The sequence below is a fragment of the Novosphingobium sp. THN1 genome, assembly GCF_003454795.1.
Taxonomy (GTDB): domain Bacteria; phylum Pseudomonadota; class Alphaproteobacteria; order Sphingomonadales; family Sphingomonadaceae; genus Novosphingobium.
Window position 1 is genome coordinate 1,417,087 of record NZ_CP028347.1, and the last position, 19,031, is coordinate 1,436,117.

Annotated in this window: 17 protein-coding genes, 1 tRNA gene and 1 pseudogene; 6 read left to right on the forward strand and 13 right to left on the reverse strand. The window is 65.8% G+C overall.

Annotated elements, in window-relative coordinates; all coding sequences use genetic code 11:
* Positions 1–178: 178 nt before the first annotated feature.
* From C7W88_RS06990 to C7W88_RS23590, 3 genes and pseudogenes are all read right to left on the reverse strand, one after another.
* A tRNA-Leu gene (locus C7W88_RS06990) sits at positions 179–265 on the reverse strand.
* 131 nt (positions 266–396) lie between these two features.
* The gene (locus C7W88_RS23585; protein WP_240344871.1) at positions 397–945 is read right to left on the reverse strand and encodes a DUF3426 domain-containing protein; all 549 of its coding nucleotides are present in this window, start codon (positions 943–945) and stop codon (positions 397–399) included.
* A gap of 254 nt (positions 946–1,199) precedes the next feature.
* A pseudogene (locus C7W88_RS23590) lies at positions 1,200–1,256 on the reverse strand (MJ0042-type zinc finger domain-containing protein); the annotation flags it as partial.
* Positions 1,257–1,404: 148 nt separating this feature from the next.
* On the opposite strand from C7W88_RS23590, the gene ftsE reads away from it, so the two are divergent.
* The 5 genes from ftsE (at position 1,405) to C7W88_RS07020 (ending at position 5,602) form a co-directional block, all read left to right on the forward strand.
* On the forward strand, positions 1,405–2,154 hold the full coding sequence (gene ftsE, locus C7W88_RS07000) for a cell division ATP-binding protein FtsE (protein WP_118073013.1): 750 nt from the start codon (positions 1,405–1,407) through the stop codon (positions 2,152–2,154).
* A 118-nt stretch (positions 2,155–2,272) separates the two neighbouring features.
* Positions 2,273–3,085, forward strand: a complete 813-nt coding sequence (locus tag C7W88_RS07005; RefSeq protein WP_240344872.1) for an ABC transporter permease — start codon at positions 2,273–2,275, stop codon at positions 3,083–3,085.
* On the forward strand, positions 3,082–3,642 hold the full coding sequence (locus C7W88_RS07010) for a YdcF family protein (RefSeq protein WP_240344873.1): 561 nt from the start codon (positions 3,082–3,084) through the stop codon (positions 3,640–3,642). The genes C7W88_RS07005 and C7W88_RS07010 overlap by 4 nt, the downstream gene beginning before the upstream one ends.
* Complete coding sequence (locus tag C7W88_RS07015) at positions 3,639–4,337, forward strand: lysophospholipid acyltransferase family protein (protein ID WP_370073209.1); 699 nt, start codon at positions 3,639–3,641, stop codon at positions 4,335–4,337. The genes C7W88_RS07010 and C7W88_RS07015 overlap by 4 nt, the downstream gene beginning before the upstream one ends.
* Complete coding sequence (locus tag C7W88_RS07020; RefSeq protein WP_118073015.1) at positions 4,334–5,602, forward strand: NRAMP family divalent metal transporter; 1,269 nt, start codon at positions 4,334–4,336, stop codon at positions 5,600–5,602. Before C7W88_RS07015 ends, C7W88_RS07020 begins: the two co-directional genes overlap by 4 nt.
* On the opposite strand, the gene C7W88_RS07025 is transcribed toward C7W88_RS07020, so the two are convergent.
* From C7W88_RS07025 to C7W88_RS07055, 7 genes are all read right to left on the reverse strand, one after another.
* Positions 5,585–6,529: a prephenate/arogenate dehydrogenase family protein gene (locus C7W88_RS07025; RefSeq protein WP_118074639.1), complete on the reverse strand. Its 945-nt coding sequence runs from the start codon at positions 6,527–6,529 to the stop codon at positions 5,585–5,587. The genes C7W88_RS07020 and C7W88_RS07025 overlap by 18 nt on opposite strands.
* On the reverse strand, positions 6,526–7,641 hold the full coding sequence (gene hisC, locus C7W88_RS07030; RefSeq protein ID WP_118073016.1) for a histidinol-phosphate transaminase: 1,116 nt from the start codon (positions 7,639–7,641) through the stop codon (positions 6,526–6,528). The genes C7W88_RS07025 and hisC overlap by 4 nt, the downstream gene beginning before the upstream one ends.
* A gap of 193 nt (positions 7,642–7,834) precedes the next feature.
* Positions 7,835–9,253 (reverse strand): ammonium transporter, encoded by a 1,419-nt coding sequence (locus tag C7W88_RS07035; protein WP_118073017.1) that lies wholly within the window; start codon positions 9,251–9,253, stop codon positions 7,835–7,837.
* A gap of 35 nt (positions 9,254–9,288) precedes the next feature.
* A complete protein-coding gene (locus tag C7W88_RS07040) occupies positions 9,289–9,627 on the reverse strand; it encodes a P-II family nitrogen regulator (RefSeq protein WP_039333663.1) in 339 nt (112 codons plus the stop codon).
* 196 nt (positions 9,628–9,823) lie between these two features.
* Positions 9,824–10,537 (reverse strand): endonuclease/exonuclease/phosphatase family protein, encoded by a 714-nt coding sequence (locus C7W88_RS07045; RefSeq protein WP_118073018.1) that lies wholly within the window; start codon positions 10,535–10,537, stop codon positions 9,824–9,826.
* 19 nt (positions 10,538–10,556) lie between these two features.
* Complete coding sequence (locus C7W88_RS07050; RefSeq protein ID WP_118073019.1) at positions 10,557–11,429, reverse strand: alpha/beta fold hydrolase; 873 nt, start codon at positions 11,427–11,429, stop codon at positions 10,557–10,559.
* 59 nt (positions 11,430–11,488) lie between these two features.
* Positions 11,489–13,009, reverse strand: a complete 1,521-nt coding sequence (locus C7W88_RS07055) for a peptide chain release factor 3 (protein ID WP_118073020.1) — start codon at positions 13,007–13,009, stop codon at positions 11,489–11,491.
* Between the two features lie 78 nt (positions 13,010–13,087).
* On the opposite strand from C7W88_RS07055, the gene C7W88_RS07060 reads away from it, so the two are divergent.
* A complete protein-coding gene (locus C7W88_RS07060) occupies positions 13,088–14,632 on the forward strand; it encodes a tryptophan halogenase family protein (RefSeq protein ID WP_118073021.1) in 1,545 nt (514 codons plus the stop codon).
* Here C7W88_RS07060 and C7W88_RS07065 read toward each other — a convergent pair.
* Genes C7W88_RS07065 through pheS form a run of 3 tightly spaced genes read right to left on the reverse strand, consistent with a single transcriptional unit; the run spans position 14,629 to position 18,997 of the window.
* The gene (locus C7W88_RS07065) at positions 14,629–15,513 is read right to left on the reverse strand and encodes an aldose 1-epimerase family protein (RefSeq protein ID WP_118073022.1); all 885 of its coding nucleotides are present in this window, start codon (positions 15,511–15,513) and stop codon (positions 14,629–14,631) included. The two genes, C7W88_RS07060 and C7W88_RS07065, sit on opposite strands and share 4 nt — an antisense overlap.
* Positions 15,510–17,900 carry a phenylalanine--tRNA ligase subunit beta gene (gene pheT, locus C7W88_RS07070; protein ID WP_118073023.1) on the reverse strand — a complete coding sequence of 797 codons (2,391 nt, stop codon included), beginning with the start codon at positions 17,898–17,900 and terminating at the stop codon, positions 15,510–15,512. Before pheT ends, C7W88_RS07065 begins: the two co-directional genes overlap by 4 nt.
* Complete coding sequence (gene pheS / locus C7W88_RS07075; protein WP_118073024.1) at positions 17,897–18,997, reverse strand: phenylalanine--tRNA ligase subunit alpha; 1,101 nt, start codon at positions 18,995–18,997, stop codon at positions 17,897–17,899. The genes pheT and pheS overlap by 4 nt, the downstream gene beginning before the upstream one ends.
* Positions 18,998–19,031: the final 34 nt, after the last annotated feature.

Here is a 19,031-nt window from a genome sequence, read left to right on the forward strand (position 1 = left end):
CAGCCTTCCAGTCAACGCCCCGGCATCAACAGAAAAGCGGGGCGCCAGCCTTTCGGCCAACGCCCCGCCAAGGGTCATGCGTCTCATCCTGCCTGGCCAACGCAGTGCGCAGGAAGAGGTTTCCGCCCGAAGCGAAAATAGGGTGCCCGAAGGCAAGGATCACACTGTTTGGGAGTGATGGTGCGGTCGAGAAGACTCGAACTTCCACGGGCTTTCGCCCACAACGACCTCAACGTTGCGCGTCTACCAATTCCGCCACGACCGCAAAATCAAACGGGGTGCCCGACCTGTGATCGGCGCCCCGTGGTGGGGTAGGAGCGCGCCCCTAGCAAAGGAGTTTGGCCTGCGCAACAAGCTTCGCGCAATTTTTCGCGCTCGCCCTGAAACAGCTGCGGATCAATCAGGCTTCCAGCCGATTTCCGCGACCTTTGCCGATTTGGGCACGTCGGTGACCGCAGCGTTGATCGTCACGCTTTCGCCTGGCGCAAGTTCGGCCTGAGGCGGCGGCACCGGCCAGGTCTTCACCACCTTGTCGTTCGAATCGCGCAGCACGATCAGAATCTCGGGCAGGGCGCGCACTTCCTTGCCGGTATTGGTCACCGTGCCGCTGAGCCCGAAGTATTCGGTCCCGTTGGGCAACTGGCGGCGATCCTGCTTTTCCGGCGGGAAGGAGCGGACCAGATCGGCAGGGCCTGCGCCGAATGTCTGGTTCACGCCCGGGATCCACTGCGGCACTCCAAAGTACCACGCCGCCCCGCCGAGGGCCGCGATCGTGACAGCGAAGGCCACGGCGGCCATGGTCCACAGCTTGGTGGGATTGCGCCGCGGACGGAACGGCGGCTGGTGCTCGAACGGCGATTGCTCGGCCGCTTCCTCAACCGGAACGAACTTGCGCCGCGCGGCATGGGGCAAAGGCGGGGGCGTCGGCGGCTCGGCCTCGCCCATGGCGGCGCCGGACTGCGGCGCGCGTGCGAACGGCAAATCCGGTTCAGGCTCGGCAGGAGCCCCCTGCACCGGGGGTGCTTCGCGCGGGGTGGCGTGGTCGCCGCGGGGGAGGTCGTCTCGGGCGCAGCTACAACGGGCGCAGCCGCCACAGGCGCGGGTTCTGGCGACGCGTCCTCACGCGCGGGCAGCTCAGGCCCGTTCTGGAACCACGAATGGCGGCACCGCGCGCAACGCACGGTCCTGCCGTCCACGCCGATCGCGGTGTCGGGAACGACATAGCGCGTCGAGCAGGCTGGGCACGCAATGATCATTCACCGGGTTAAGCATGGCCGTGCCGTGGGAAACAATAGCCACACCACCCAAGAAACGCATCCCCGGCCTTTTTTCCACATGGATTGCCGCGTATAGCCCTTGGGGCGTAACGATCGGCGCAGAACAAACGGGTACAGTCTCCACCTCATGAGCCAGCCAGACGACGCGGAGATTGTCCATTTCGACAACGTCGGCCTGCGCTATGGCACGGGCAAGGAAGTGCTGACCGATGTCAGCTTCACCCTCTATTCCGGGCGCTTCTACTTCCTCACCGGGGCTTCGGGCGCGGGCAAGACCAGCATGCTCAAGCTGCTATACCTCGCCCAGCGGCCTTCGCGCGGGCTGATCCGCATGTTCGGCACTGATGCGATCACTTTGCCACGCGAACGCCTGCCTGGCTTCCGCCGCCGCCTCGGCGTCGTGTTCCAGGACTTCCGCCTCGTCCCGCACCTCTCGGCCTTCGACAACGTCGCCCTGCCCTTGCGCGTGGCCGGCGTGCCTGAGCGGGACATCATCAAGCCCGTTTCCGACATGCTCGAATGGGTCGGCCTCGGCGATCGCAGCAATGCCCGTCCCGCCACGCTTTCAGGTGGCGAGCAGCAGCGCGTCGCCATCGCCCGCGCGGTGATCGGACGCCCCGACATGCTCGTGGCCGACGAGCCGACCGGTAACGTCGATCCCGAAATGGCGGTCAAGCTGCTGCGTCTGTTCGAGGCCTTGAACCGCCTCGGCACCACCGTCGTCGTCGCCACCCACGACGTGCACCTGATCCGGCAAGTGCCGGAATCGCTGATCATGCGGCTCGACAAGGGCCGCCTGTCCGACCCGACCGGAGCCCTGCGCTATCCGCCGCGCCGCGCTGCCGTCCCGCCGCGCCCGGACGTGCTGGGCGCATGAGCGTGCTTCCCGCCATCACCAGCGCCTTGGGGGCGACTGGCGCGAGCGCACCAGCGCGGAAAGCCGCCTGCTGCCCCAAGGCAAGCTTTCCGGCCCGATGCCATGGGTCATCGCGATCATGATCGGGCTGACTGTCGTTGCCACCGCCAGCGGCCTTGCCTTGCGCAACACCGCCCGGGCGGCGCGGGCCGATGTTGCCGGTGGCGTCACTGTCCAGATCGTCCACGGCGCCCCGCGTGAGAGGGACCGACAGGCCCAGGCTGCGCTGGCTGTGCTGAAGGCGACGCCGGGCATTGCCGAGGCGCGTCTCGTGCCCCAGCAGGAACTGGACGCTCTGGTCGAGCCATGGCTCGGCACCAGCGCGGGCGACGATGTGAACGCCCTGCCCGTGCCGGCGCTGATCGATGTTCGCCTCGCCGGAAGTGCCGATCCCGCAAGGGTCAAGGCCTTGGGGCAGGCGGTACGGCGCAAGGCACCGGCGGCGCGCATCGATGCGCAGGCCAGTTGGCTCGCCCCGGTGTTCGAGGCCGTCCACGCGCTGCAGTGGCTCGCCGGCGGCTTGATCGCACTGCTGGCCTTCGCCACGATCGCGACCGTGCTGCTCGCCTCGCGCAATGCGCTGGGCAACCACCGCAGCACGATCGAGATCGTCCACATGCTCGGCGGCACCGACGCGCAGATCGCCCGCATCTTCCAGCGCTCGATGGCGGTGGACGCAGCCGCAGGCGGGATCGGCGGGCTGCTTCTCGGCGTCGTCGTGACCGGGCTCCTCGGTCGCCAGTTCGCCGCGCTCGGTTCGGGCATGATGGCCGCCGGAGGCCTCGTCTGGAGCGACTGGATCGCAATCTGCTGCATCCCGATCTGCGGCGTTCTTCTCGCGGTCATCACCGCGCGCCTGACCGTGCTCAGCGCATTGCGGCGCATGCTGTGACGAAGCGGGGCATCTTCCGCAGGCTGCTGGCTCTGCTCATCATCGCCTGGGCGCTGGGCTTCATCTGGTTTGCCGTATTCCTGCCTCGCCCGGTGGTCGAGCCGGTCCGCACCGACGGCATCGTCGCGCTCACCGGCGGGGGCGGGCGCATCCCTCACGCCCTCAAGGTGCTGGAGCGCGGTCGCGCCAGCAAGCTGCTGGTGTCGGGCGTGGACCGTGAAGTGCGCCCGCGGGAATTCGCCGCCGAATACAAGGTGCCCGATCGCCTGATGCTGTGCTGCATCGTGCTCGGCTACGATGCGGTCGATACCCGCTCCAATGCGGTCGAGACGACGCGCTGGGTCAAGGAAAACAGGCTGCGTTCGGTCCGCCTCGTCACGACCGACTGGCACATGCGCCGCGCCGCCTTCGACCTTGCGGCCGAAGCGCCGACCAGCCTCATAATCGTCGAAGATGCGGTGGCCTCCAAGCCCAGCTTCCGCATTCTGTTCATCGAATACAACAAGTACGTTGCGCGCCTGGTCGTCTGGCTCGGAGCGAAAGCGATCGGTTGGTGATCTTGCGCGATTTGCTCTCCATTCCCCGCAGCCTGCTGTTCTACATCGCCTTCTATGTCGGCTCGGTGTTCTTCGTGCTCGCCTCGCTCGCGCTCATGTCGATCTGGCGCGATGGCTTTCGCACCGTCGTGCGTGGCTGGGCAGGCTGGCACAGGCTCTGCGCGCGGGTCCTGCTCGGCATCCGCGTCGAGCTCGAAAACCCGGTGTTCAAGCCCGGCGTGCTTTACGCCATCCGCCATGAAGCCTTCTTCGAAGCGATCGACATGCCCTGGCTGTTCCGCCTGCCCGTGGTCTTCGCCAAGGCCGAACTGATGAGCATTCCGGGCTGGGGCAAGGCCGGGGCGCGTTACGGCCTGATCTCGGTCGAGCGTGAGGCGGGCGCACGCGCCCTGCGCACCATGCTCACCGAGGCCCGCCGCCTGATTGCCGAAGGGCGCCCGCTTATCATCTTCCCCGAAGGCACCCGCGTGCCGCACGGGACACGGCGCGATCTGCAGGCAGGCTTTGCCGGGATCTACAAGCTGCTCGGCCTGCCGGTGATCCCGGTCGCGGTCGATAGCGGCCCGCTCTATCACCGCACCTGGAAGCGCCCCGGCACGATCCGCTATCGCTTCGCCGAGGAAATCCCTCCCGGTCTCAAGCGCGAGGAGATCGAAGCCCGCGTCGAAGCTGCCATCAACGCGCTCAACGCATGAGCGAACCTGTGACGAGCGAGGACGGGAAGCGCTCGCTCGTCGAAGTGCTCGGCCCCGGCCTGATCACCGGCGCGGCAGACGACGATCCCTCCGGCATCGGCACCTATAGCCAGGTCGGCGCGCAGTTCGGCTATTCGCTGGCATGGTCGATGATCCTCGCCTTGCCTCTGCTCGTCTCGATCCAGGCGATCTGCGCGCGCATTGGCGCCACCACCGGGTGCGGCATCGCCCATAACCTGCGCCGCCACTATCACCCCGCATTGCTGCGCATGATGGTTGCGCTGCTGCTCGTCGCCAATGTCATCAACCTTGGTGCAGACCTTGGCGCGATGGGCGCGGTGCTGGCACTGCTCGTTCCGGGGCCAGTGCATATCTACGTGCTGCTGTTCGGCGTGGTGAGCGTACTGGCCGAAGTTCTGGTCTCCTACGAACGCTACGCCCGCATCCTCAAATGGACGACGCTCTCGCTGTTCTCCTACATCGCCGTGGTGCTGGTCGCCGATGTCGATTGGAGCGCGGCCCTGCGCGGCCTCACCGTCCCCAGCTTCGTGCTCGACCGGGACCACACCATGGCGCTGGTCGCCATCTTCGGGACCACGATCAGCCCCTACCTGTTCTTCTGGCAGGCGGGCCAGGAAGTGGAAGAGCGCCACCGCCGCCATGCCAAACCGCTGTGCATCACCCCGCGCGAGGCTGGGCCTGAACTGCGCCGCATTCGCAACGATACGCTTACCGGCATGGGCTTCTCGAACATCACGGCGCTGTCGATCGTCATGGCCACCGCCGCCACGCTCCACGCCAGCGGCATGACCGAGATCCAGTCGGCGCAACAGGCCGCTACTGCGCTGCGCCCCATTGCCGGCGAATTCGCTTTCGCCTTGTTCGCACTGGGCATCATCGGCACCGGGCTGCTCGCCGTGCCGGTCCTCGCCGGTTCTGCCGCCTACGCCGTCAGCGAAACCTTCCGCTGGACCGAAGGGCTTGACCGCCGCCCGCGTGAAGCCAAGGCCTTCTACGCAGCTATTGCGCTGGCAACACTCGGCGGCGTCGCGCTCAACCTGATCGACATCGATCCGATGAAGGCCCTCTACTGGGCTGCCGTGGTCAATGGGCTTCTCGCCCCGCCGCTGATGGTCGTGACGATGATGATCGCCCGCAACCCCCGCATCATGGGCCGCCTCGCCATCTCGCGCCGCCTCGCCGTCGGCGGCTGGCTCTCCACCGCCGCCATGTGGGCCGTCGCGCTGCTATTCCTGTTCGGCTGAAGCCTTCTGCCCATTGTGATCGCTGCGCCCGAAGTCGGGCCGCGCATCGTCCTGGCCCATTTCGATGATGCCGCGGCGGATTGCGCGGGTGCGCGTGAAGTGCTCGAACAGCACGCCGCCATCGCCCTTGCGGATTGCCTTCTGCAACTCGGTCAGGTCCTCGGTGAAGCGCTGCAGCATTTCCAGCACCGCGTCCTTGTTCGAAAGGAACACGTCGCGCCACATCGTCGGGTCCGATGCGGCGATGCGGGTGAAGTCGCGGAAGCCACCGGCAGAATACTTGATCACCTCGCTCTGCGTCACCTGTTCGAGGTCCGATGCGGTGCCGACGATGGTGTAGGCGATCAGGTGGGGGAGGTGGCTGGTCACCGCCAGCACCTTGTCGTGGTGCGCGGCGTCCATCGTCTCGACCCGCGCGCCCAGCGCCTCCCAGAACGCCACCAGCCGCGCCGAGAGCACCGGGTCTGCGTCCGCAGGCGGCGTGACGATGCACCAGCGGTTGCGGAACAGCGTGGCGAAGCCGGCGTCCGGTCCGCTGCGCTCGGTCCCCGCCACCGGGTGCGCCGGGATCACGTGATGCCCCGGCAGCGCCTCGGCCAGAGCCGCCGCGACCGTCTCCTTCGATGAACCGACATCGCTGACCAGCGCATCCTGGGACAGGCCCGGCGCAATCGCCCGCGCCGCCGCGCCCATCGCGCCCACCGGCACGCAGAAGATCACCAGATCGGACCCTTGCGCCGCCGTCTCCGCACTCTCGGCGATGCGATGCGCCAGTCCAAGCTCGCCCGCCTGCACCCGCACGCCCGCATCGGCGTCCCAGCCGACCACCCTGGTGCCCGGCAAGAACGCCTGCACCGCATGGCCGATCGACCCGCCGAGCAGACCCAGCCCGACGATCGTGACCTGCCGGAACGGCGCGTCGCTCACTTCGCGGCCTCGCACATCGCGCGGATCGCTTCGGCAATCTCGTCCATCTGCTGCGCCGTGCCGATGGTGATGCGAAGGGCCTGGGGCAGGCCCTGGCCCGGCAACCAGCGCGTGATGTAGCCGTGGTCCATCAGGCCGAGATAGACATCCTCGGCGCTCACCTTGCCCTCGAACAGGATCAGCACGAAGTTCGCCTTGCTCGGCAACGGCCGCACGCCATGATTGCCGAGCGCTTCGAGCTTCTCGACAAAGCGCGCGCGCTCCGCCGTATTGTGCTGGCGCGAGGCGATGACGAAGGCCTGGTCCTGCACCGCCGCGAGGCCCGCTGCCTGCGCGGTGTTCGACAGGTTGAATGGCCCGCGAATGCGGTTGAGCATGTCGACGATATCGGCGTGCCCGGTGCCCCAGCCGATACGCTCGCCGGCAAGGCCGTAGATCTTCGAGAAGGTCCGCGTCACCAGCACGTTCTGCGTGCGCGCGGCAAGTTCCAGCGCCCCATCGTCGTCGGCCGGATCGAGATACTCGGCATAGGCCCCGTCCAGCACCAGCAGCACATCGCTGCGCAGCCCTGCATGGAGCCGCTCGATCTCGCCACGCGGCAGCCAGCTTCCCGTGGGATTGTTGGGATTGGCAAGGAACACCACCCGCGTCCGCTCGGTCACGCAGGCCAGCAGCGCATCGACGTCGGTGCCGTAATCGGCATCCGGCGCCACCACCGGCACCGCCCCGCAGCGCCTTGCCGCAATGTCGTAGACCGAAAAGCCGTAGCGCACGTAAAGCACTTCATCGCCCGGTCCGGCAAAGGCCTGCGCGGCGAGGTTGAGCAGCTCGTCGGACCCGGTGCCCATCACGATCCGCGCCGGATCGATGCCATGCACCGCGCCGATGGCGGCGCGCAGGTCCTTGCTGTCGGGATCGGGGTAGGCCGCGGGATGGGCCGCCATGCCGCGCGCTTCCAGTGCAGCAACGCTGGTGCCCAGCGGGTTCTCGTTGGCGGAAAGCTTGGTCAGCTTCTGTCCGTCCTTGCCGGTAGACTTGCCGGGGACATAGGCGTGGATGCCGAGGATCCAGTCTTTGGGCCGAGGAGCGGGCGGAGTCGGTGCGTTTGCCATAACGCCCCGCGCCTTAGGGTCTGCCGGGGTTCCGGGCAAGCGAGCCGCCGGTTGCGGACAAAAAAAGGGCCGGAAGCGGGCTAGCGCTTCCGGCCTTAGTCTGTTCGCAGGAGGAACAAGGTTTGGCGGGGGAGGGGGATGAGAGGGAGAGGATCTGGTTCCCCCCAACCCGCCAATTCGGGAATTCAGGTAATCAGTAGTTGTAAGCGCGCTCGCCGTGTTCGGAGATGTCGAGACCTTCGCGCTCGGCTTCTTCGGTCGGACGCAGACCAAGGGTCTTGTCGATGATGAAGAAGAGGATCGCGGAGCCCAGGCCCGAGAAGACGAGGGTGAACAGTACGGCCTTGATCTGGGTGAAGACCTGCTTGCCCATGTCGTAGCTGGCGGCGTCGAAGCCGGCAGGGAACACGGTGTAGTCGAACACGCCCTGACCGCCGAGCGACGGAGCCGCGACGATGCCGGTGGCGATGGCGCCAACGATGCCGCCCACGCCGTGCACGCCGAACACGTCAAGCGTGTCGTCGTACTTCAGCTTGTTCTTGATCGTGCTGACGAAGAGGTAGCAGATCGGCGAGACGACAAGGCCAAGGACGATCGAGGTCATCGGAGCGCCAAGGCCCGAAGCCGGAGTGATCGCAACCAGGCCGGCAACCGCACCCGTGGCAGCGCCCAGCATCGAGGGCTTGCCGTGGTGGAGCTGCTCGACAATTGCCCAGGAGACAGCAGCGGCAGCGGTGGCGACGAAGGTGTTGATGAAGGCAACTGCAGTGACGCCGTTGGCTTCGAGGTTGGAGCCGGCGTTGAAGCCGAACCAGCCCACCCACAGCAGCGAGGCACCGATCATGGTCATGGTCAGCGAGTGCGGCGGGGTAGCTTCCTTGCCGAAGCCGACGCGCTTGCCGATCATGAGGCAGCCGACGAGACCGGCGATACCGGCGTTGATGTGGACGACCGTGCCGCCAGCGAAGTCCAGAGCGCCCCAGCCCCACAGCAGACCGGCGTCGGTCGGAGCATCGGCCAGGAAGTCCGGGCCCGCCCAGTACCAGACCATGTGCGCCATCGGGAAGTAGATGCAGGTCAGCCACAGGACGGTGAAGACCATCAGCGCGCTGAACTTCACGCGTTCCGCAAAGGCACCCACGATCAGTGCGGGCGTGATGCAGGCGAAGGTCATCTGGAAGACGACGAACGCATATTCAGGGATGTAGACGTTGTTCGAGAACGTCGCTGCATAGGTCGTGGCGTCCACGCCCTGCAGGAAGATCTTCGAGAAGCCGCCGACGAAAGCGTTGCCGCTGGTGAAAGCCATCGAATAGCCCCAGCTGACCCACACGAGTGCTGCGACCGAAACGATCATGAAGACCTGCATCAGCACCGAGAGCATGTTCTTGGTGCGGACGAGGCCGCCGTAGAAGAGAGCGAGCGCCGGAACGCTCATCATCAGGACAAGCGCCGACGAGATCAACATCCAGGTGGTGTCACCCTTGTCGACCATCCCGGCCATTTGTTCGGCGGTGGGGGCCTTGATCGGCCCGTCCTGTGCGAAAGCGGCAGTGGCAGCGAAGAGCGAAGCGCCCGTTCCCGCCAAGCCACCGATCATCTTGCGGATCATGTTGGTTCCCCTAAGGTCGGAAATGGAAGGCGCGCTCAAAGCGCGGTATCCCCGGTTTCACCGGTGCGAATGCGCGTCGCCGAAGCGAGGTCGAGGACGAAGATCTTGCCGTCGCCGATGGCTTCGGTGCTGGCAGCCTGCTGGATCGTTTCCACGATCTGCGGCGCAAGATCGTCGCTTGCAGCAACCTCGATCTTCACCTTTGGCAGCATGTTGGTCGAGTATTCGGCGCCACGGTAGATTTCGGTCTGGCCCTTCTGCCGACCAAAGCCCTTCACCTCCGACACCGTCATCCCAGCAACGCCCAGCCCGGACAGTGCTTCACGCACTTCGTCGAGCTTGAACGGCTTGATGATGGCGATGATGAATTTCATTCATGCCCCCTTCTGTTGCCCACTCGCCGGGCGACCTGCCGGCGAAAGGAGTTAAGCAAGGGGCGTGCCAAATCCGGATTTTTACGGATTCAAGCTTTTACGGGAACGAAAATGGCCGCACAGCGGTTGTGCCCGCCCGAATCTTGTGCAGCCAGAGCGCATTGCCTAATTTTTGGGCAATACTTCCTGCTCAGATTCAAGGCAGGACGAGATCGGCCCAGACCGGCAGGTGGTCCGATCCCACCGCGGCAAGCGGACTGTGGTGCACGCCCAGGCCCTCTACCCGAAGCCCATCGCTCACCACGATACGGTCAAGCTGGGCCACGGGCCGGCGCGAAGGAAAGCTCCGTCCCGGCGCCAAGACTTTCAGTGGCGCGGCGAACGCTCCCAGCGCACCGCCCGAGGGGGACCATTCGTTGAGATCGCCCATCATCACCACGTGGCCGGATTCGGCATGCCCGGCAACATGCCCGCACACCGTCTCCACCTGCTGGCGGCGGCGCAGGCCGGACAGATCGAGATGCATGCCGACCACGCGCACCAGCGCACCGCCCACGCGCAAGGTGGAACAGACGGCGCCGCGCGGCTCGATCGTCGGCAGCGGGACCGCACAAGTCTCCAGCACCTCGATGTCGCGCCGTACCAGCAGGGCATTGCCGTGCCAGCCCATGCTCGCCCCGGTCCGCGCGCGATCGTAGTGCCCCGGCTCCACCGCGCGCCACGGGCTGTGGTCGTCAAGCGTGGCGCGGGGAATCACCGCCTCGCGCAGGCCAAAGCGGCGGTCCGCTTCCTGCAGGGCAATCACGTCGGCATCGATCTCGCGCAGGATCGTCATGATCCGGTCGGGATCACGCTGGCGATCAAGCCCCACGCCCTTGTGGATGTTGTAGCTGGCGACCTTGAGTTTCACGCCTGCGTGCAACCCCTGTTCAGAGGAAGTCCTTCAGCGTCGCGATGAACTTGTCGAACTGGTCATGGTGCAGCCAGTGCCCGGCGTTCTCGAACTCGATCACCTCGGCATTGCGGAACGGCGCGATCATGCCGTTCTCGATAGGATTGCCAGCCCACGAATCCGCGCCGTTCAGCAGCAGCGTCGGGCAGGTGATCGCGCTCCACAGCTCGTTGCGCTGCTCCGCCGTGATATCATAGGGCGCGCCGTCGACGTTCAGGTGCGGGTCGAACTTCCAGCTGAAGGTGCCATCCTCGTTGCGGTTGATGCCGTGGCGGGTCAGGTGCCGCGCCTGCTCGTCGGTCAGGTAGGGGTTCTCGCCCTTCATGCGCGCATAGGCATCTTCAAGCGTCGGATAGCGGCGCGGCAGGCGTCCGGCGGCCTTGCGCTTTTCGCCGATGAAATCGCGCACGCGCCGCGCAAACGGCACGTTCTTCATCATCGCTTCGCGCTCGGGCGTCGGGAACAGCCCCTCGATCGCCACGATCTTACGCACGTTTTCCGGAAACAGCCCGGCATAGCGCAGGCTGGTGTTGGCGCCCCACGAATGCGAGACGATAGTCACCGGCGCAAGGTCGAGCTGGTGGATCAGCTGCGCGACGTCATAGACGAGGTCCATCGTGCGATAGTTGCCGTCCTCGGTCCACTGGCTGTCGCCATGGCCGCGGTGGTCCATGGCGATGATGTGCCAGTCCTCGCGCAAGGCCTCGGCGGTCCAGTCCCACGAACGGCAATGGTCGCGCCCGCCATGGACCAGCAGCAGCGGCGGCTTGTCCGTGTTGCCCCAGTCCACATAGTGGAGCCGCAGGCGCTGCGAGATGAAGGTGTTCGAGCTGGGACCGAGTAACTGCATGGGCCGAGTAACTGCGCCGGATAGGCGGCGGTTTCAACCCCCGGATGCCCCTCGGGCCGCTACCTTTCCTTGGTGGCCGAGAAGGTCAGCTCCGGATTGCGCTCCTGCTGGTAGCCCACGTCCCATGATGATCGCGCCATGAACACCGGGTCGCCGTCGCGATCCTTGGCAAGGTTCGATGCGTTGAAATCGGCAAAGGACTTGAGCGCCGCGTCACTGCCCTTGAGCCAGCGCGCGGTGTCGAACGGCGATGGCTCGAGCACGGCTTCGACCTTGTATTCCGCCTCGAGTCGCGAAACCAGCACGTCGAGTTGGAGCTGGCCGACAACGCCGACGATCCACTGGCTGCCGATTTCCGGATAGAACACCTGGATCACGCCTTCTTCCGAAAGGTCGTCCAGCGCCTTGCGCAGCTGCTTGGTCTTGGTCGGGTCCTTCAGCACCACGCGGCGCAGGATTTCCGGCGCGAAGTTCGGCAACCCCGTAAAGCGCAGGTCGTTCTTTTCCGAAAGCGTATCGCCCACGCGCAGGGTTCCGTGGTTCGGGATGCCGATGATATCGCCAGCTTCCGCGGTGTCGGCAATCTCGCGGTCCTGCGCAAAGAACAGGATCGGCGAATGCACCGCAATCGGCTTGCCCAGGCCGGAGGGCGTCAGCTTCATGCCCCGCTTGAACGTGCCCGAGACCATGCGCATGAACGCGATGCGGTCGCGGTGCTGCGGGTCCATGTTGGCCTGGACCTTGAAGATGAAGCCGGTCACGTCCGGGCGTTCCGGATCGACCGTGCCCTCGCTCGAAGATTGAGGGCGCGGCGGCGGAGCATAGCGGGCAATCGCGTCGATCAGCTCGGCCACGCCAAAGTTCTTGAGCGCCGACCCGAAATAGACCGGAGTCAGGTCGCCATGGCGATAGCCCTCGAGGTCGAACTCGGGATAGCCGGCGCGGGCCAGCTCGATTTCCTCGGCGATGTCTTCGGGAATGTCGGTTGCCGGTTCACGCTTGCCGAGGAACTCGCGGCTGTCGCCCTCGGGGCGCGCGATTGTCTCGTCGGCAAAGTTCATCACGCCCTGGAAGATGCCGCCCATGCCGATCGGCCAGGACATCGGCACCACGTCGAGCGCCAGCGCATCGGCCACTTCATCGAGCGTCTCGAACACCGAACGCCCTTCGCGGTCGACCTTGTTGACGAAGGTGATGATCGGGACCGAGCGCATGCGGCAGACCTCGAACAGCTTGCGCGTCTGCGGCTCGATGCCCTTGGCCGCGTCGATCACCATGATCGCCGAATCGACCGCGGTCAGCGTGCGGTAGGTATCTTCGGAAAAGTCCTCGTGGCCCGGTGTGTCGAGCAGGTTGAAGACAACGCCGTCCTTCTGGAACGTCATCACCGACGACGTCACCGAAATCCCGCGCTGCTGCTCGATCTTCATCCAGTCAGACCGCGCGCGCCGCGCCGCCCCGCGCGCCTTGACCTCGCCTGCCAGATGGATCGCGCCGCCCTGCAGCAGCAGCTTCTCGGTCAGCGTGGTCTTGCCCGCGTCAGGGTGCGAAATGATAGCGAAGGTACGGCGATTGGACATGGGGAGCGCGGTTAGCGCCCACACGCACTTTCGTCCATCTTCTTGACACGATGGGGGCGGTTCCGCTTCGCTATCGCCATGGGTCAACCAATTCGCAACATCACCATCGTTGGCGGCGGCACTACCGGCTGGCTGGCGGCCTTATTCCTGGTCACCCGGCTGCAGGGCGCTGTCCGGCGGGGTGAGCTCGATATCCATCTTATCGAATCCGATCGCATACCGATCATTGGCGTGGGCGAATCGCTTTCACCTTCGATGGCCACCACGCTCGAACAGCTCGGTATTCCCGAGGACGACTTCATCCGCGATACGGACGCCACCTTCAAGGTCGCAGGCTACTTCGTCGGTTGGGACGAGGCCGACGACGGCCGACCGCTAAGCTGGGTCAATCCGTTCGTCGGCTTCATGACTGCCGGCTGGGAATTCGAGCGCTACGAGCTGACCGGCGCACCCTATGGCGATGGGCCTGACTATGCGCGTGTGGTCTCGCCCTGTCGCGAGGCGATCGAATTGCGCAAGTCGCCCAAGATGCGCGGGCAGAAGCCGTTCGAACACGTCCTGCGCTATGCCTACCACACCAATGCCGCGGCTTTCGCACCCTTCCTGCGCAAGCACGCCGAGGCGCGCGGGGTTCGGCGAACGGGCGCCGATGTCGTCGGCGCGACCCGGGACCCGCGCGGCCATATCAGCGCCATCAAGCTCGAGGACGGGCGCGAGGTTCCGGTCGAGCTGGTAATCGATGCCAGTGGCTTCAGCAGTGTGCTGCACCACAAGGTCATGGGGGTGCCGCTGGTCGATTACAGCCACATCCTGCTCAACGACCGCGCCGTTGTGACGCAGCTGGCCCACGCCAATCCTGACGAGCCTCTGGAGCCGGCGACCAGGGCTACCGCCTTGCCGCACGGCTGGGCCTTTCGCGTGCCGCTCTACCATCGCACCGGCAACGGCTTCATCTATTCGAGCCAGCACTGCTCGGACGAAGCTGCGGCAAATGAATTTGCGGGCTACCTCGGCGGGAACGCACGCGTCGAGGACATGCGCGTCATCCCGATGCGCGTCGGCCGTACGCAGCGCAGCTGGGAAGGAAACTGCATCGCGCTCGGGCTTGCCGCAGGCTTCGTCGAACCGCTTGAAGCTTCGGCAATCTTTACCGTCGAAACATCGGTCAAGTGGCTGCTCCACTATTTCCCCGACAGCGACTGGGAACCTGCCTTGCGAGACCGGTACAACAGCCGCGTCACCGACCTTTACGACGAGGTGGCAGACTACATCGCGTTGCACTACCGCCTCTCGCGCCGGGAGGACACGTCCTACTGGCGCGCGCAGCGACACGAGATGAAGGTGTCTGACAGGCTTGAACAGAACCTGTCCATCTGGCGCCATACCCTGCCGGTACGCGCCGATTTCGCCAGCACCAACTACTTTGACGAGAACACTTACATCGCCGCGCTGTTCGGCAAGGGCTTCTATCGCGGTCGTGAATTGCAGCCGATGCGAGAAGTCGACGCACGCAATTGGGCGGGGCTCAAGCAGAACATCACATCTGCTCATGCCCGCGCGCTGGGCATGTTGCCGGATCACCGCGCAGTGCTGACGGAAATCCGCGCTCGCGCCAGCGGCTAGGCGGGTCGGACGGTCACGTCCATGCGGAAGCTGCGCGTCGCGCCGGGATCGAGCAGGACGACGCCGGGCTTTTCACGGAAATCGCCGGTGAAGCCTGCGGGGTCGGCATGGCCCTGCCACGGCTCGATGCAGATGTAGCGCGCGCCCGGAACCTGCCACACGCCCATCGACGTCGTGTCGGGGAAATGGAGATCGAGAGTGGTCCCGCCATCGACGCCATAGGTGAGCGACTTGCTCTCGAACACGTCCCAGATCAGCGCGTCATTGCGGAAGAGGTCTTCGCTCAGCCGCAGTTCGCGAGAGTTCGCGGGAGTTGGCACGGAGTTGGGGGAGAGCTCGCCAGAGTTGGGGGTGAGTTGCCGCAGAGTTGGACTTTCGGCCTTCTCGAAGACAAGCTTATGATCCTGCTTGGGAAAACCGCCCGGAAGCGGCCAGGCAAAGGCCGGATGGAAGCCAAAGCTGAACGGCAGCGCTGCCGCGTTGGGATTGAACACGCTGACCTCGGTGTGCAGCGTCATCGCCTCGATGCGGTAGGCAACTTCCAGCACGAAGCCGAACGGATAGACGCTGCGCGTCTCCGGCGAATCAGTCAGGCGGAAGCGCGCTTGGGCTCCCTCGACATGGACCGGGGCGAACGCGCTGCGACGCGCAAACCCATGTTTCGGCATGGAAAACTCGCGGCCATCAAGGCGCAGCGTGTCACTTGAAAGCGCGCCGACGATCGGGAACAGAAACGGCGCGTGACCCGACCAGAAGGCCGGGTCCGCATCGGTCATGTATTCCGCCCCCGCAGCATCGGTCAGCGACCAAAGCTCTGCGCCCAACGGATTTATTCGGGCGGTCAGCTCCCCACTGCCGATGGTCACGAGATCGTCACTCATCCGCGCAAGACACCGCCGAGCTTGACAGCAGCCGCCACCACCTTCTCCGAAATCGCCTTCAGCGCCGCTTCGTCGAACGACTTCTCGACCGGCTGCAGCGTGACTTCGATGGCCAGGCTCTTATGGCCCTCGGGTACGCCAGCGCCCCGGAAATCGTCAAAAATGCGAGCGGAAACAATCGCCTGCTTGTCTGCACCCTTGACCGCGCGCAGCAGATCGCCTGCCGGGACCGAGGCCGCGACAAGGAACGCGAAGTCGCGCGTCACCGCCTGAAGCGCGGGCGGGGCGAAGTGCGGGCGGGCGAACTGGCCCGGGCCCTTGCGCGGGGGAATGCGGTCAAGGAACAACTCGACCACCGCCACCGGACCATCGAGGTCGAAGGCCTTGGCGGTCGAAGGATGCAGCATCCCGAAGCGCGCCAGCACCTGCTTGGGGCCAAGGCGCAGGGTGGCCGACTGGCCGGGGTGGAACTGCGCGCCCGCCTCGCCCATGACCTGCAGGTTGTCGACCGGAGCGCCAGCCTCGGCCAGTAGTGACAGCGCTTCGGCCTTGGCGTCGAACGCGTCGAACGGCCTGGCTTTGCCAGTCGCCCACCCGCGCGAGAGGGATTCGCCGGCAAGAACAACCGCAAGGCTCAGCTTTTCGTCGCTCGCGCCATTGGCACCACGGAGATAGCGGCGGCCGATTTCGAACAGGCGCACCGAGGTGGCACCGCGATGGAGGTTACGCTGCGCTGCCGAGAGCAGGCCCGGCAGCAGCGAGGGCCGCATGACCTTGAGGTCTTCCGAAATCGGATTGGCCAGCGCCCAGGTTTCCTCGCCATCGGCAAAGTGCGCGGCTTCCTTCTCGGGCAGGAACGACCAGGTGATCGCCTCATGAAGCCCGCGCGAAGCCGCGGCACGGCGCACCCGGCGCTCGAGCGACTGCACCGCCGTTGCCGTCGGCTTGGCCACGCCATCGGCGCGGGGCAGCGGGGTGGAGGGCACGGCGTCGAGGCCGTGAACGCGGATCACTTCCTCGACGATGTCAGGCGCGCCGTCGACGTCGGGGCGCCAGGTCGGGACGGTCACGGTCCAGTCGTGGGCGACTTCGAAGCCGAGCGCGGCGAGGATGCGCTTCTGCTCGCCATTGGCAACGTCGATGCCGCCGAGGTTGCCAGCGAGAGCCGGATCGTAAGCGACGGCCTTGCGCGCCAGCGGAGGCTGGCCTGCACGGACCACTTCGCTGGGCTCGCCGCCACAGATGTCGAGGATCAGCTTGGTCAGCAGGTCGAGCCCGGTATCGAGGAACGCCGGATCGACGCCACGTTCGAACCGCCCGCGCGCGTCGGAGGTGAGCGAGAGGGCCTGCCCGGTGCGGGCGATGGAAGCGGGATCGAAGTACGCGACTTCGAGCAGCACATCCGTCGTCTCGTCCGAGCAGCCCGAATGTTCGCCGCCCATGATCCCGGCGATGTCGTGTACGCCGGCATCGTCGGCGATCACTGTCATCCACGGCTGCAGCGCGTATTCCTTGCCGTTCAGCGCCAGGCAGGTCTCGCCCTCACGCGCCTTGCGGGCGACGACCGCGCCCGAAAGCTTGGCCATGTCATAGGCATGGGCCGGACGACCGTAGCCGAGCATGACGTAGTTGGTGATGTCCACCAGCGCCGAGATCGGACGCTGGCCCGCGCTCTTCAGGCAGTCCTGCAGCCACTTCGGGCTGGGGCCATTCTTCACGCCGCGAACGACACGGCCATAGAAGGCGGGGCAGCCTTCGGGATCGTCGGTGCGCACCTCGATCGGGCAAGGGAAGCTGCCCGCAACGTGCGCCGCCGCGATCGGTTGCAGCACGCCAAGGCCAGCCGCCGCGAGGTCGCGCGCAATGCCGTGGACGCCCATGCAGTCCGGGCGGTTGGGGGTGATCGCCACGTCGAACACCGGGTCCGAGCCGAGGTAATCGGCAAAGGTCGTGCCCAGCGGCGCATCCTCGGGTAGTTCGATGATGCCGTCGTGCTCTTCGCCAAGGCCAAGCTCGCGCGTTGAACACATCATGCCGTTGGATTCGACGCCACGGATGGCCGACTTGCGAAGTTCCATGCCATTGGCCGGAACCACCGCGCCGGGAAGGCCGAGCACGCCGACGAGGCCAGCGCGCGCATTGGGCGCGCCGCAGACGACCTGCAGCGGATTGCCATCACCCAGATCAACCGAGAGCACCTGCAGCTTGTCGGCCTGGGGGTGCTTCTCCGCCGTCAGCACGCGAGCGACGCGGAAGCTCTTGAGCGCGGCCGAGGCATCCTCGACGCCTTCGATCTCCAGCCCCAGCGAGGTCAGCTTTTCGGCGATGGTGCGGGCGTCGGCCTTGGTATCGAGGACCGACTTCAACCACGAGAGCGAGAACTTCACGAACGTACTCCAACACCACCTGAGAGGGTCGGCACGTCGAGCGCGCCGAAGCCGTAGTGGCCAAGCCACCGCACATCGCCATCGAAGAAAGCGCGCAGGTCATCCATGCCGTACTTGAGCATGGCGAGGCGATCGACGCCGGTGCCGAAGGCGAAGCCCTGCCATTCATCGGGATCGAGCCCGCCGAATTCGATGACCTTGCGGTTGACCATGCCGGAGCCCAGCACTTCCATCCAGCCGCCGTTCTCGGCATCGCCACTGCCGCCGACCACGCGCTTGCCGTTGATCAGCGTGTAGCCGACGTCCACCTCTACCGAAGGCTCGGTGAAAGGGAAGTAGCTCGGGCGCAGGCGCAGGACGATGTCGTCACGCTCGAAGAAGGCCTTGAGGAAGGTCTCCAGCGTCCACTTGAGGTGGCCGAGGTGGATGCCCTTGTCGATCACCAGGCCTTCGATCTGGTGGAACATCGGCGTGTGCGTCGCGTCCGAGTCAGAGCGATAGACGCGGCCCGGCGCGATGATGCGGATTGGCGCGCCCTGTGCGATCATCGAGCGGATCTGCACCGGCGAGGTATGCGTGCGCAGCAGCATCGAGCGGCCTTCGGCATCCTTGTCGGGGAAGTAGAAGGTATCGTGCATCGCGCGGGCCGGATGGGTTTCCGGCATGTTGAGCGCGGTGAAGTTGTGCCAGTCGTCCTCGATTTCGGGACCGCTGGCCACGGCGAAGCCCATGTCGGCGAAGATCTCGGCGAGTTCGTCCATGACCTGCGAAACCGGGTGGATCGAACCCTTCGGTGCCTGCGGTGCGGGCAGGGAGAGGTCGACCGTCTCGGCGGCAAGGCGTGCTTCCAGCGCGGCGCTTTCGAGCGCGCTCTTGCGGTCCGCCAAGGCGGCGGTCACCGCTTCGCGCGCGGCGTGGATTTTCGGGCCTTCGCTCTGGCGCTGGTCCGGCGTCATCCCGCCCAGCGACTTGAGCAGGGCACTGACCCAGCCCTGCTTGCCGAGCGCGGAGACGCGGATCGCCTCCACCGCTTCGGGCGTGTTCGCGTCCGCAATGGCCGAAAGCGTTTCGGCCTGCTGTTGATCGAGGTTTTCCATGGGCGAAGCCGCTAGCCGCAAACGCGCCGGAATC

Coding starts and splice junctions, on each gene's coding strand:
- C7W88_RS23585 (WP_240344871.1), bottom strand. CDS start 945: ATGGGCGAGGCCGAGCCGCCGACGCCCCCGCCTTTGCCCCATGCCGCG.
- ftsE (WP_118073013.1), top strand. CDS start 1,405: ATGAGCCAGCCAGACGACGCGGAGATTGTCCATTTCGACAACGTCGGC.
- C7W88_RS07005 (WP_240344872.1), top strand. CDS start 2,273: ATGATCGGGCTGACTGTCGTTGCCACCGCCAGCGGCCTTGCCTTGCGC.
- C7W88_RS07020 (WP_118073015.1), top strand. CDS start 4,334: ATGAGCGAACCTGTGACGAGCGAGGACGGGAAGCGCTCGCTCGTCGAA.
- hisC (WP_118073016.1), bottom strand. CDS start 7,641: ATGGCAAACGCACCGACTCCGCCCGCTCCTCGGCCCAAAGACTGGATC.
- C7W88_RS07035 (WP_118073017.1), bottom strand. CDS start 9,253: ATGATCCGCAAGATGATCGGTGGCTTGGCGGGAACGGGCGCTTCGCTC.
- C7W88_RS07040 (WP_039333663.1), bottom strand. CDS start 9,627: ATGAAATTCATCATCGCCATCATCAAGCCGTTCAAGCTCGACGAAGTG.
- C7W88_RS07050 (WP_118073019.1), bottom strand. CDS start 11,429: ATGCAGTTACTCGGTCCCAGCTCGAACACCTTCATCTCGCAGCGCCTG.
- C7W88_RS07055 (WP_118073020.1), bottom strand. CDS start 13,009: ATGTCCAATCGCCGTACCTTCGCTATCATTTCGCACCCTGACGCGGGC.
- C7W88_RS07060 (WP_118073021.1), top strand. CDS start 13,088: ATGGGTCAACCAATTCGCAACATCACCATCGTTGGCGGCGGCACTACC.
- C7W88_RS07065 (WP_118073022.1), bottom strand. CDS start 15,513: ATGAGTGACGATCTCGTGACCATCGGCAGTGGGGAGCTGACCGCCCGA.
- pheS (WP_118073024.1), bottom strand. CDS start 18,997: ATGGAAAACCTCGATCAACAGCAGGCCGAAACGCTTTCGGCCATTGCG.